A 13,762-nucleotide genomic window follows, 5' to 3' on the forward strand; every position below is an offset into this window, starting at 1 on the left:
TTACTCATGAAGAATTGATGAGAGGAAGCATAAATGACACCACAGCTTAATTGGCATAGTGAAGGCCAAGGACCTGATCTGGTTCTCATTCATGGATGGGGAATGAATGCGGGAGTGTGGCAAGATGTGATCCCGATGCTGAGTGAGAACTATTGTGTTCACTGGTGTGATCTTCCAGGTTATGGTGATAACGCTAATGTTACTGCGATGTCATTGGATGACATCGTGGAGCTGTTATTAGCTCAAGCTCCGGCAGCCGCTAGCTGGCTCGGATGGTCATTAGGCGGGGTTATTGCAACTAAAGTCGCTTTGGTTGCGCCACAGCGGGTGACACAGTTAATTACGGTTGCGAGCTCGCCATGTTTTATGTCTCGCGCTGATTGGACAGGTATTCAACCGCAGGTATTGACTCATTTTCAAACTCAATTAGTGGCTGATTTTGCAGTGACGATTGAACGTTTTTTGGCATTACAAGCTTTAGGAAGTAAGACTGCTAAAGAGGATATTCGACAATTAAAGGCGGCAGTATTATCAAGGTCACAACCTCAATTGGCAGCATTAACACTAGGGTTAGAGTTATTAGAAAATGTCGATCTACGACCGTCATTGGCTGCATTATCTCAACCATGGTTACGTGTATATGGTCGCTTGGACGCATTAGTACCGATTAAAACAGAACCGCTATTAAGTACGTTATATCCACAATCACAGAGTTATGTTTTTACCAATGCATCCCATGCGCCGTTTATTTCTCACTTAGATGATTTTATTGCAGTGGTGACTGATTTTATTGATTGAGTTATTTTTGGCTGGATTAATAACCGCAGTTTTAGGTAAATAATTGTAGCTGGTGGTCGATATAGTGAGTAGGGCGTTATAACGCTATTTTGGCATAGCAACGGCGGATTTTAATGATGGTGATTGCTCCATTACAATCAAATACTGCAGTATTTGCGACAACGATGAATCCATTAACGGATCAAGTTGCGCGGGATAATCGTGTTCGAGACAAGATTGTGCCTGTTGTTGAAAGTCGTGCCGCCGCTGCGGAAAATGCTCTTACTGCAGAGGAGAAACAACGTAATAAGCCCAGTTGGGATCCGAGTGAACACCCTGAGTATAGTCAATCAAAAGCTAATTTTTTTGAAAGTTATCAACAGCAACTTGCACAAATAGTACGCGTATTATCGCTTGATAATTACGTCACTCCTGAGCACGAATTAGGTTATTCAATGCACATTGAATTACCACGTGAATTACTTGAGCAATTAGCTTTGATCAGTGCCAGCGAGCGAACTAAAGGGGTGGTGAGTCATCATTACGCGCAAGCAATATTACCCAATCCTCCAGCTCAATATTTAGAAATCATTTAAAACAGTCAGACCAGAAGTCTGACTGTTGATCTTTATAACCCGATTACTAATGATTATTTTTTCTTAGCATTGGCAAATGCAGCGGCAAAAGCCCCCCCCATTGGTGGGGTGTTTTTTTGCGGTGCTGGGGTGCTATTTTGACGAGTTTGTTGATGTGACGGTTGCTGACGAGGTGCTGTAGAGCTAGTGGATTGACGACTAGGTTTTTCTTGGCCCGGCTCATCACTTAAACGCATCGTCATTGCAATACGTTTCCGCTGAATATCAACTTCCATCACTTTAACTTTTACCACATCTCCAGCTTTAACGACTTCACGAGGGTCTGAAATGAATTTATCAGACAGGGCAGAGATATGGATCAAGCCATCTTGATGAACACCGACATCAACAAAAGCACCGAAGTTGGTCACGTTAGTGATCACGCCTTCTAATACCATGCCCGGTATTAAATCTTTTACTTCATTAACACCATCAGCAAAGGTCGCAGTTTTAAATTCTGGACGAGGATCTCGACCTGGTTTATCTAGCTCGCTAATGATGTCATTAACTGTCGGTAAACCAAAATGCGCATCGGTATAATCAATAGCTTTAAGGTTACGTAAAAAGTCACTGTTACCAATAATGGCATCAATTGGCTTGTTGTTTGCTGTAGAGATAGCTTTAACTACCGCATAAGATTCAGGGTGAACAGCAGAGCCATCAAGTGGGTTTTTACCATTCATGATCCGTAAGAATCCGGCACATTGTTCAAACGCTTTTGGCCCTAAACGCGGCACTTTCTTCAGTGCAGTGCGAGCATCAAAGCGGCCATTTTCATCGCGATAATTTACAATGTTGTGCGCAATAGTGGTGTTTAACCCTGCAACGCGCGTTAGTAAGGCGGCTGAAGCGGTATTAACATCTACGCCAACGGCGTTTACACAGTCTTCGACGACGACATCCAAGCGTTTAGCGAGCATGCTTTGGCTAACATCATGTTGGTATTGGCCAACACCGATTGATTTTGGATCGATTTTAACTAGCTCTGCCAATGGGTCTTGCAAGCGACGTCCAATGGAAACCGCACCACGAATAGATACATCAAGGTTTGGAAATTCTTTCGCAGCCAGTTCTGATGCTGAGTAAACTGATGCACCAGCTTCACTGACCATTACGCTCTGTACTTTAAGCTGATTGTCTTTGATAAGTTTAGCTACAAACGCATCTGTTTCACGTGAAGCAGTGCCATTACCAATCGCAATTAGATTAACGTTATGCTTGTTAATCAGTGCTACAACAGTTTTGGTTGATTCGGCAATTTTGTTGTGTGGTTGGTGAGGGTAGATAGTCGCGGTATCTAGTACCTTGCCTGTTTCATCAACGACGGCAATCTTACTACCGGTGCGTAAGCCGGGATCTAGTGCGAGCGTTACTCGTGGTCCTGCAGGGGCAGCCATTAATAAATCATGCAGATTATCGGCAAAAACTTGAATCGCACCGTCTTCGGCTTTTTCACGTAAAATACCCATTAGTTCGGTTTCCATGTGCATTAAAATTTTAATACGCCATGCCCAACTTATTACTTGCTTGCGCCATGTGTCAGCGGCTTGGGTTCCTAAGCTAACGTTATAATGTTCAGCAATAATGACTTCACAATATGAGCTACGGACTGCTTCATCCTTATTAGGATCAGCATTAAGTGATAGTTGTAGAAAGCCTTCATTTCGACCACGGAATAAGGCTAATGCACGATGGGAGGGAATGTTTTTTACAGGCTCATTATAGTCAAAGTAATCTTTAAACTTTGCGCCGTCATGCTCTTTGCCTTCAATGATGCGTGAGGTGAGTTCAGCATGAGTATTTAATTGACGGCGGATTTTTTCTAGTAACGCTGCATCTTCTGCAAAGCGCTCCATTAGAATTGCTCGTGCACCATCAAGTACCGCTTTGCTATCGGCAAAACCTTGCTCAGGGTTAAGATATTGTTCTGCAGCAAGCTCTGGCGTATGTTGAGGTTGGCTCCATAACAATTCAGCCAATGGTTCAATCCCTGCTTCGATTGCAATTTGACCTTTAGTGCGGCGTTTTTGTTTATAAGGCAGGTAGAGATCTTCAAGGCGGGTTTTACTGTCAGCACTATTAATTTCAGCGGCCAATGCTGGGGTCAGTTTACCTTGGTCTGTGATTGATTTTAGAATCACCTGACGGCGGCTATCGAGTTCACGCAGGTAGCCTAAGCGTGACTCTAAATTACGTAGTTGGGTGTCATCCAGTTCGCCAGTGACTTCTTTACGGTAACGGGCAATAAAGGGCACCGTATTACCGTCATCAAGAAGGGTGACTGCCGCATTCACTTGTTCAGTGCGCACATTCAGTTCGGTGGCGATCTGTTGGTTGATAGCGTTGCTCATCCGTTGATATCTCTTGTTGATCGTTAAGCTTCCATTCTACGGCCGAATCTTGGTCTGGCAAGTCAACCGCGGTGAAGAGTGTGTCAGGCCAGATCTAACCCGTTGATTTTGGTTGGTCGAGATGCTGGTTTAGACATAATAAATTGTTTAGTCGTGATAACGAATATTATTAATAAACCACATTTTTTTACCTAATGGGGTCGTCACTATAGCCTCATCATCTACTTGTTTGCTCAACAAAGCCCGCGCCATTGGGGAGTCGATCGAGATGTAATCGTTACGACCATAAATTTCATCAGGGCCAACGATTCGAAACGTTTTTTGCTCACCAGCGTCATTTTCAATATCGACCCAAGCCCCAAAGAATACTTTGCCAGCTTGTTGTGGTGAATAATCAATGACTTTAACGGCTTCTAACCGTTTACGTAAAAAACGTACCCGTCGATCAATTTCACGCAGCCGTTTCTTATTATACTGATAATCTGCGTTTTCACTGCGATCACCTAAACTTGCTGCCCAGGTGACTTTCTTAGTGACTTCTGGACGTTCTTCACGCCATAAATAATTTAATTCTTGTTCTAATTTATTAAAACCTTCACGGGTAATTAAATTGGTTCTCATCATTATTCTCAAACGATAGGTTTGGCATTGTTCTATCATCGCCAGCACAAAATAGAAAGTAGCATTCCGATAAATTGTGATGATTAAGTCGGTCATTATTCACTAAGGGAATTAATGGTAAAATATAGCAAAATATGTGAAATGTAATCTTGTTCGCGTGGTAAATTAATCTCTCAGGTAAAGTGGTGTTCAGATATGAATCGCCATGCTATAAAGGCATACTGAATGGGTGGTTAGTGAATGTTGTTGGAATCTTAATAACACAATCATGATAGTAATTAGCATGGTATAATTTATAGCTTGCAGTGATTATTGTGTGTTGTGATTATTGCTACCCTACAATCAATATCGGCGGTGATGATAACGATCATTTCGATGTAGTAAATTGGCGATATTTTTATCCAATGGCTATTTAGAAAAGGGCGCTCACAGTCAAATTAAGCGTTAGTTTTTACGACTCGCGTACACTTAGTAACAATACGCTATCGTGATCGATGAAGGTGAAAAATGCAGGAAAATTATAAGATATTAGTGGTCGATGACGACATGCGTTTACGTGCGTTGCTGGAGCGTTATCTTTCTGAGCAAGGATTTCAGGTACGTAGTGTTGCTAATGGCGAGCAAATGGATCGTTTACTTGCACGTGAAACTTTTCACCTGATGGTATTGGATTTAATGTTACCTGGTGAAGATGGTTTGTCTATCTGCCGTCGCTTACGTAATGCTAACAACATGCTGCCTATTTTAATGCTAACAGCCAAAGGCGATGAAGTTGATCGTATTGTTGGTCTTGAAGTCGGCGCCGATGATTATTTGCCAAAACCGTTTAATCCTCGCGAATTACTAGCGCGTATTCGAGCGGTATTACGTCGTCAAACGATTGAAGCACCGGGTGCACCGAGTGTCTCTAGTAAAGTGATTGAGTTTGGTGAGTTCCGTCTAAATCTTGGTACTCGTGAAATGTTCCGCGGTGATGCTCCTATGCCACTAACATCCGGTGAGTTTGCGGTATTAAAAGCATTAGTTACCAATGCGCGTGAACCAATGTCTCGTGACAAGCTAATGAATATGGCTCGTGGCCGCGAATATTCAGCCATGGAACGTTCAATTGATGTGCAGATTTCACGCTTACGCCGTATGGTAGAAGAAGATCCTAGCCGCCCGCGTTATATTCAAACGGTATGGGGTTTAGGTTATGTATTCGTACCCGATGGTCGTGAGTCATAAGTCATGCGGTTATCGCCCAAAAGTACCTTTGCGCGAACACTGATCTTGTTAGCTGGCTTGTTAATCGCAAGCCAGATTTTTTCGTATCTAACAATAGTGAATTACGCGCTTCTTCCAAGTATTCAGCAGTTTAATCGAATTTTAGCTTACGAAGTAAAGTTGATGTTGAAAGAAGATATTAAAATGGCTGATGGCCAAACTATTTATCTTAATCGACCTATTCGACGTAAGTTGCTTGAAGAGTTAGGCGTGACCTTACATGCTCCTAATTCTCCCGGAGCCGAAGAATTTAATGATGCCACTCATATTAGTTATTTGAGTGAGGAAATGTCGCGTGAATTACATTCACCAACAGACGTGCGGTTATTGCTTGGCGCTCATAGTTACGTGCTATGGATGAAAACCGATGCGATGCCAAACTTTCTAATGCGGATTCCGTTATCAGAACTGCAAGAAGATGACTTTGCACCATTATTTCGTTATAGCTTAATTATTGCTTTTTTAGTGATTGCTGGCGGTTGGTTGTTTATTCGCATTCAAAATCGGCCTTTGGTTGAGCTGGAACAAGCGGCTTTGCAGGTTGGACGCGGTGAAACACCACCACAGTTACCGGAACAAGGGGCATCTGAGATTCGATCGGTTACCAAGGCATTTAATCAAATGTCACAAGGTATTAAGCAGCTTGAAGATGATCGGGCTTTATTAATGGCGGGGGTCAGTCATGACTTACGTACCCCATTAACGCGAATTCGATTAGCCACTGAAATGATGTCGCCTGAAGACAGTTATTTAGCCGATTCAATGATCATTGATACTGAAGAATGTAACGCGATTATTAGTCAGTTTATGGATTATTTAAAATCGACTAAAAAACAAGATGTAGAAGATATTGATCTTAATCTGTTGTTAGAAGATGTCGCCCATACTGAAGGTAGTTATGGCAACGTTATTGAACAGCAATTCACTCCGATTCCAGGTACAGTGTTAGCCAATGCTGTGGCACTTAAACGCGCCGTTGCCAACTTGGTGATTAATGCTCAACGTTACGGTAATGGCTGGGTTAAATTATCCAGTGGCGCATCGGTTGATCGTAAATCAGCATGGTTTTGTGTTGAGGATGATGGTCCAGGCATTGCACCGGATCAAGTCACGAAGATGTTTCAACCTCTTACTCGCGGTGATTCTGCACGAGGTAATGAAACCGAAGGTACAGGACTTGGGTTGGCGATTGTGAAGCGAATTATTGATCAAAATGAAGGGGCAATTTCGGTGCGTAATCGCAGTGAAGGTGGCCTGAGAGTTGAGATTAGTTTGCCATTACATAAACTAAAACAGTAATGGTTTAAGCGCACGCTTAAAAAACGTCTAATAAAAAGCCCGCTCTCATTTGAGGCGGGCTTTTTTAATTGGCGTAATAATTAGTGTTCAGCGACCTTTGCATCATCAATTAGGTCGTGTTCAGCTGCATTATCGTCAGGTAAAATGATATTTAATAAAATGGCAGTGATACCACCGGCCGCCATGCCTGAAGATAAAATACTTTTCACAATCTCAGGTAAGAACTGCAGAATCTCTGGCTTTTGCGCAATGCCTAAACCCATAGAAAAAGACAGTGCCATGATTAAAATTGCACGGCGGTCGAGATGACAGCGAGAAATAATTCGAATACCTGAAGCTGCAATGGTGCCAAACATGACAATCGTTGCGCCACCTAATACCGGTTCAGGGATCAGCTGTACTAAATTTGCCACATCAGGAAATAAGCCTAATAGCACCAGCATACCCGCCACAAAATAACCGATGTAACGGCTGGCAACCCCTGTTAGTTGGATGATGCCGTTGTTTTGACTAAAGGTTGAGTTGGGAAAGCTATTAAATACTGCCGCCATTGCAGAGTTAAGCCCATCTGCTAACACGCCCCCCTTAATGCGCTTCATGTATAACGGCCCTTTGACGGGTTGTTCGGAGGTCTCAGAGGTCGCAGTAATATCGCCAATAGCTTCCAATGAGGTCACAGCAAACACTATCATTAATGGCACTAATAAGCCCCAATCAAAACTCAGCCCATATTGCATAGGCATCGGAATCGCAATTAATGTATTAGAGCGGGCAATGTCGGTATTTAGCATCCCTAGCAACCATGCTAGCAATGTACCTGCTGCCATGGCGATAACAATTGATGATACTCGTAAATAAGGATTTTTAACGCGGTTAAGCAATACAATAAACCCTAATACAGTACCTGCAAGCAGCAAATTATCGAGGCTGCCAAAGCTACCGTCGGCAATCGCACTATAGCCGCCGCCAATGGATGTCAGGCCAATTTGAATTAAGGTCAAACCGATTAATGTCACCACAATTCCTGACACTAGTGGAGTAATAATACGTTGAGCATGTTGCAAAATACGGGAAATAAACACTTCTGTGAAAGCGGCAAAAATAATGGTGCCAAAAATAGCCGCCATCATGGTTTGAATATCAGCACCGCCAGCTTTGAGGGCTAAGCCTGCACCAATAATTGGGCCTAAGAAGTTAAAACTGGTGCCTTGAATAGACAGTAAGCCTGAGCCAATTGGACCAAAGGTTCTAATTTGGATAAATGAAGCGATGCCAGATGCCAGTAGTGACATACTGACAATGGTATTAGTATCACTTGCGGGTAAGCCCAGTGATTGGCAAATAATCAGTGATGGCGTAATTACCGCGACAAACATTGCCAATAAATGTTGGGTCGCTGCAAATAAGGTTTGTGGTAGTGGTGGTCTATCATCTAAGCGATAAATAAGATCAGAGTTTTTTGGCGTTGCGTTAGTGTGATGCTGGGTCATAGATGATCCTAACCGACTCTCTGGAATCCATTATTCGCGCTGAGTGGGCGAATGATTGTGTGGTTGGCGATGCTCTGTGATTGCTGTTACTCAGAACCAAATCAACACTGGCAGAGATTAAAGTGGCGAAAATTTGCCGCTATTGTAGTTATCTTTTTATAAATAGCAATCGTTTGCTTTATTTTTGAGGTATTTATTGATCGTGGGGTTTATTTAACCTCGGCAGCCATTACGTTTATTGTCTTAGGTGCCAATAAACGTAATCAAACCAGAGTTAGGCGTTAGAGTAATTTTCTCGTTGGCCTATCCAGCGATCGATAATAGCGGTTGCGTTATCTGGATATTGATCGTGAATATAACGGGCTAATTTTTGGACTTGAGGAATTAAGTATTGATCGCGAATTAAATCAGCAACTTTAAAATCAGCAATACCGGTTTGCTTAGTACCCAGTAATTCACCTGGACCTCGAATCTCAAGATCCCGCTGGGCTATCACAAAACCATCGCTGCTTTCACGTAATACCGCTAAGCGTTTCTGGGCGGTTTTAGTTAGCGGCGCATGATAGAGCAATACACAATGACTAGCGATTTCGCCACGACCGACTCGACCCCGTAACTGGTGTAATTGAGCCAATCCAAGCCGCTCTGGGTTTTCAATCACCATTAAACTGGCATTGGGGACATCAACCCCGACTTCAATTACTGTGGTTGCTACCAGTAAGTCAATTTCACCGGCTTTGAAGCTTGCCATAATGGCTTGTTTCTCTTTGGGCTTCATGCGGCCATGAACTAAACCAACGCTAAGCTCTGGTAATAAGCGCGTTAACTCATCAGCTGTATCTGATGCAGCTTGTGCTTCAAGCACTTCTGACTCATCAATCAGTGTACATACCCAATAGGTTTGGCGACCTTCTTGCTGACATGCTGCACGAATGCGTTCAATAATTTGTGGGCGACGGCTATCAGGTAGCGCAACGGTTTGAATGGGTGTTCGACCTGGTGGTAGTTCATCGATCACTGAAGTATCCATATCAGCATAAGCTGTCATGGCTAAGGTGCGAGGAATCGGGGTTGCGGTCATCACTAACTGATGTGGATAATAGCCACTAGCAGCCCCTTTTTCACGTAGATCAAGCCGTTGATGAACACCAAAACGGTGTTGTTCGTCGATAATAATCAGGGCAAGGTTATTAAATACCACCTGGTCTTGAAACAAGGCATGAGTGCCTACCACCATTTTGGCATCACCATTAGCAATCCGGATCAGTTCTTTTTCGCGCGCTTTACCTTTAAGTTTCCCTGCCATCCAGCCGACCTCAATGCCCATTGGGTTGAGCCACTGAGCAAAGTTAAGCGCATGTTGTTCCGCCAGTAATTCTGTAGGTGCCATTAATGCCACTTGATAACCATGCTCAATTGCACGTAAGGCGGCAAGCGCTGCCACTAAGGTTTTACCTGAGCCAACATCCCCTTGTACTAAACGCATCATAGGCTGCGATTTAGCAAGATCGGCTTCAATATCAGCTACCACCCGTTGCTGAGCACCAGTAGGGGTAAACGGTAAGCTTGCGAGGAGTTGCAGCTTGAGACTATCTTGGGGAGCTAATGACCAACTTTGGTGCTGTTGACCTTTACTGCGTAGCGCCAGCATTGATAAATTTTGGGCTAATAATTCTTCTAAAATGAGGCGTTTTTGGGCTGGATGTTTACCGGCGTCAAATTGTTCTAATGAAATATCGGCTGTCGGACGGTGCATAACTTGCAAGGCTTGCGCGAGGGTCATTTGTTGATCATAGAGCCCTGTTGGTAGTAACTCAGTAACGGCTGATTTTTCAAGTAAGTTTAAGGCCTGATCGGTCAAATTACGCAATGTTGCTTGGCGTAAACCATCAGTGGTGGGGTAAACCGGGGTCAGTGTTTCTTCAACGCTAAGTTCAGTTGGTTCAGAAAAAATGCGGTAATCGGGATGAATAATTTCTAATCCAAATTGGCTGCCTTTGATCTCTCCATAGGCTTTTACTTGTTTGCCGTTACTGAAATTATTTTTCATGGCAGCATTAAAGTTAAAAAACTTCAGCGTAACTGAGCCGGTGGTATCACCAATTTTTACCGTCAGCATTTTGCGTTTGCCAAATTGAATGCTGCAATGGCTGACTTCACCTTGAACCGTTAGAAATTGACCAGGAGCAACGCGATTAATTGGCCAAATGCGGGTGCGATCCTCATAACGAAGTGGCAAATGAAACAGCACATCTTGAACGTTATTAAGTCCAATTTTATGCAATTTTTCTGCCATTTTGGCGCCAACACCGGCAAGTTCAGTGAGGGCGATAGTGTTGAGGAGTTGTCCGCTCATGGTTAGTCCTTGTTAATTACGCTAGTCGCGACAGGGCGTTTGATTTTTTTAGCTTGCATCGCTGCCCACCATTGCTCGTCGGCAACAATCTGGCCTTGATCATCTAATTGCGGGTACGGTAAATTTTTTTGTTTAGCTACATTGGCTAATACCGGATGCCCACGTTCAAATAGAATTCGATTTACCACAGTATCATCAAGTAAGGTCGTGGTGCGATCATACATACCTGCATTTTGACGTTGGCGTTGGGCTTCGTAGAGAATTAATGCACTGGCGACAGAAACATTGAGAGATTGCACCATGCCAACCATTGGAATAATGATATCTTGATCTGCGAGCGCTAATGCTTCAGCGGTGATACCATTTTTTTCACCACCGAGAATAATTGCCGTTGGTTTGGTGTAATCGACCTCACGAAAATCAACCGCAGAGGCTGATAAATTAGTTGCGAGTACCTGCATGCCTTGCGCTTTTAGGGCACTGATAGCCTCAACCATGGTGTCGTGAGTCTCAAGTTCGACCCAGTTACGGGCACCAGCTGAAGTATGACTCAGTACTTTCATCGCCTCTTTGGGCCACACCGCATGCACTTTATGGACACCAACTGCATCTGCGGTACGAATAATAGCGGAGACATTATTCGGTTTGTGAACTTCTTCCATACAGACGGTGAGATCGGGCTGGCGGGTGGCTAATACTTGATGAATACGTTGAAAGCGATCAGGAGTCATACTGTTATGCTATTTGCGATAATAAGAATAACCCCATAATAATATGGATTGGCAGCCAAATACACAAAACGCCCGCAAGCGGGCGTTTTATTAAGATTATTAGCACTACATTAAGCGAATAGTGTTAATTTTTCTGGCGAGCAACCCGCACTACATCTGGCATGATACGAATACGACGCATGATATTGGCCAAGTGCACACGGCTCTTGGTGGTCAGGCGTACGGTAATAGTATACAGACGGCCATCTTTTTCTTCGGTCGCTAAACCTTGAATATTAGAGCCTGTCGCAGCAATAGTGTTGGTTAAATCAGCTAATGCGCCTTGGTGATTTTGCATGTCGACTTTGAGATTAGTCACAAACTCTTGCTCAATGTCTTCACTCCATTCAACCGCCATGTACTTATCGGGCTCCTTACGGTAACCACGAATATTGGCACATTCCTCACGGTGAATAACTAAGCCTTTGCCCGGACTGACATGAGCCACAATCGGATCACCATGAATCGGATGACAGCAATTAGCAAAGGTTAGCAAAATACCATCAGCACCTTGAATCGGTAAGCGGCGATCACCGTTTTTAGTCGTTAGTTCGTCAGTGCTACCTAATAATCGACGTGCAATAACTACACTCATTAGTTCACCCAAACCAATTTCCGTCAGTAAATCATCGACGGTTTCAAGTTTAAGATCACTGAGTACTTTAGCGATGTTTTCGGCAGCGATGGTCTGCATACTGACACTGCCTAAGGCATGATTCAGTAACCGACGGCCAAGGGTAATCGATTCATCACGGCGCATGGTTTTTAATACTTGACGAATTTTAGTACGGGCGCGTGAAGTGACTACATAGTTAAGCCATGCGGCATTAGGTCGAGCACCTGGGGCGCTGATAATGTCGATAGTTTGTCCATTTTTCAGTGGCTTACTTAATGGGTAAGGCTGGCGATCGACACGAGAACCGACACAAGTATTACCGATATCCGTATGAACGGCATAGGCAAAATCAACCGCGGTAGCGCCAACGGGCAGTTCAACAATACGACCTTTAGGGGTGAAAACGTAAATTTCATCAGGGAAAAGATCAGATTTAACGTTTTCGATAAACTCAAATGAGCTACCGGCACTTTGTTGAAGTTCTAATAGGCTTTGCATCCAACGTTGAGCTTTAACTTGGGCGGTGGTCCCTGGGGTTTCACCGTCTTTGTAAGTCCAATGGGCTGCGACACCTTTATCTGCCATTTGATCCATGTCTTCAGTGCGAATTTGTACTTCGACAGGCACCCCGTGAGGGCCAACTAGGGAAGTATGTAGCGACTGATAGCCATTGGCTTTTGGAATAGCGATATAATCTTTCATACGGCTTGGGCGGGGTTTATACAGGTTATGTACCTGACCCAATACGCGGTAGCAAGTATCAAGATCATTAACTAATACGCGAAAAGCGTAGATATCCATGATCGAATGGAAGCGTTGTTCTTTGTTCTTCATCTTGTTATAGATGGAGTATAAATTCTTTTCGCGACCAGATACTTCTGCTGTTATTCCCGCATCATTAAGGCGACCCTCAATTTCAGCGTGAATTTTATTAATCATTTCTTTGCGATTGCCACGGGCTGCTGCGACGACTTGTTTTAGGACGCGGTAGCGGTTGGGATATAACGCTTCAAAACCAAGCTCTTCAAGTTCAGATTTGATGTTATGAATACCAAGACGGTGGGCAAGCGGAGAGAATATTTCAAGGGTTTCACGCGCAATGCGGCGACGTTTATCAGGGCGTAAAGCACCTAACGTGCGCATGTTGTGAGTACGATCGGCAAGTTTAATCAGGATAACGCGAATATCGTGCGCCATGGCCATGATCATTTTACGGAAATTCTCGGCTTGGGCTTCTTTGCGATCGCGGAATTTCAGTTTATCAAGTTTAGAGACGCCATCAACCAATTCGGCAACTGTATCGCCAAAACGGCAGGCTAAATCCTCTTTAGTGACCTCGGTATCTTCAATCACATCATGCAGCAGTGCTGCCATCAGTGTTTCAATATCAAGACGCATTTCTGCCAGAATACGGGCAACCGCAACTGGATGGATTATATAAGGCTCGCCTGTTGAACGAGTTTGGCCTTCATGGGCGTCGCGAGCAACAAGATAAGCCTGCCGAAGCACCTCAATTTGAGGCTCCGACAGGTACTTGGTTGCGACTTCTTTCAGGCTATCAAAAAGATACAATTCGCCTGG

The 13,762-nt window shown here is 43.8% G+C and carries 10 protein-coding genes; 4 read left to right on the forward strand and 6 right to left on the reverse strand.

Going from position 1 to position 13,762, the window contains the following annotated elements; genetic code table 11:
* The first annotated feature begins 33 nt into the window (after positions 1–33).
* The gene (bioH, locus tag PPBDW_RS01115; RefSeq protein WP_036789304.1) at positions 34–798 is read left to right on the forward strand and encodes a pimeloyl-ACP methyl ester esterase BioH; all 765 of its coding nucleotides are present in this window, start codon (positions 34–36) and stop codon (positions 796–798) included.
* Between the two features lie 113 nt (positions 799–911).
* Entirely contained in the window at positions 912–1,373 is a 462-nt protein-coding gene (locus tag PPBDW_RS01120) for an ATP-dependent Lon protease (RefSeq protein WP_237043417.1), read from the forward strand.
* A gap of 53 nt (positions 1,374–1,426) precedes the next feature.
* On the opposite strand, the gene PPBDW_RS01125 is transcribed toward PPBDW_RS01120, so the two are convergent.
* On the reverse strand, positions 1,427–3,763 hold the full coding sequence (locus tag PPBDW_RS01125) for a Tex family protein (RefSeq protein ID WP_036789306.1): 2,337 nt from the start codon (positions 3,761–3,763) through the stop codon (positions 1,427–1,429).
* 147 nt (positions 3,764–3,910) lie between these two features.
* Positions 3,911–4,384, reverse strand: coding sequence for a transcription elongation factor GreB (gene greB, locus PPBDW_RS01130; RefSeq protein WP_036789308.1), 474 nt, complete (start codon positions 4,382–4,384; stop codon positions 3,911–3,913).
* A 507-nt stretch (positions 4,385–4,891) separates the two neighbouring features.
* Between greB and ompR the strand changes: the two genes are divergently transcribed.
* A complete protein-coding gene (ompR, locus tag PPBDW_RS01135) occupies positions 4,892–5,611 on the forward strand; it encodes an osmolarity response regulator transcription factor OmpR (RefSeq protein WP_036789310.1) in 720 nt (239 codons plus the stop codon).
* A 3-nt stretch (positions 5,612–5,614) separates the two neighbouring features.
* The gene (gene envZ / locus PPBDW_RS01140; protein WP_036789313.1) at positions 5,615–6,949 is read left to right on the forward strand and encodes a two-component system sensor histidine kinase EnvZ; all 1,335 of its coding nucleotides are present in this window, start codon (positions 5,615–5,617) and stop codon (positions 6,947–6,949) included.
* Positions 6,950–7,029: 80 nt separating this feature from the next.
* Here envZ and PPBDW_RS01145 read toward each other — a convergent pair whose 3' ends face one another.
* The 4 genes from PPBDW_RS01145 to spoT form a co-directional block, all read right to left on the reverse strand.
* The gene (locus PPBDW_RS01145) at positions 7,030–8,439 is read right to left on the reverse strand and encodes a uracil-xanthine permease family protein (protein WP_036789315.1); all 1,410 of its coding nucleotides are present in this window, start codon (positions 8,437–8,439) and stop codon (positions 7,030–7,032) included.
* Between the two features lie 274 nt (positions 8,440–8,713).
* Positions 8,714–10,795: an ATP-dependent DNA helicase RecG gene (gene recG / locus PPBDW_RS01150; protein WP_036789317.1), complete on the reverse strand. Its 2,082-nt coding sequence runs from the start codon at positions 10,793–10,795 to the stop codon at positions 8,714–8,716.
* A gap of 2 nt (positions 10,796–10,797) precedes the next feature.
* The gene (trmH, locus tag PPBDW_RS01155; RefSeq protein ID WP_036789319.1) at positions 10,798–11,526 is read right to left on the reverse strand and encodes a tRNA (guanosine(18)-2'-O)-methyltransferase TrmH; all 729 of its coding nucleotides are present in this window, start codon (positions 11,524–11,526) and stop codon (positions 10,798–10,800) included.
* 124 nt (positions 11,527–11,650) lie between these two features.
* Positions 11,651–13,753 carry a bifunctional GTP diphosphokinase/guanosine-3',5'-bis pyrophosphate 3'-pyrophosphohydrolase gene (spoT, locus tag PPBDW_RS01160; RefSeq protein ID WP_036789321.1) on the reverse strand — a complete coding sequence of 701 codons (2,103 nt, stop codon included), beginning with the start codon at positions 13,751–13,753 and terminating at the stop codon, positions 11,651–11,653.
* Between the last annotated feature and the right edge of the window lie 9 nt (positions 13,754–13,762).

Origin of the sequence: Photobacterium kishitanii, assembly GCF_000613045.3 — a bacterium.
In the GTDB taxonomy this organism is placed as follows: domain Bacteria; phylum Pseudomonadota; class Gammaproteobacteria; order Enterobacterales; family Vibrionaceae; genus Photobacterium; species Photobacterium kishitanii.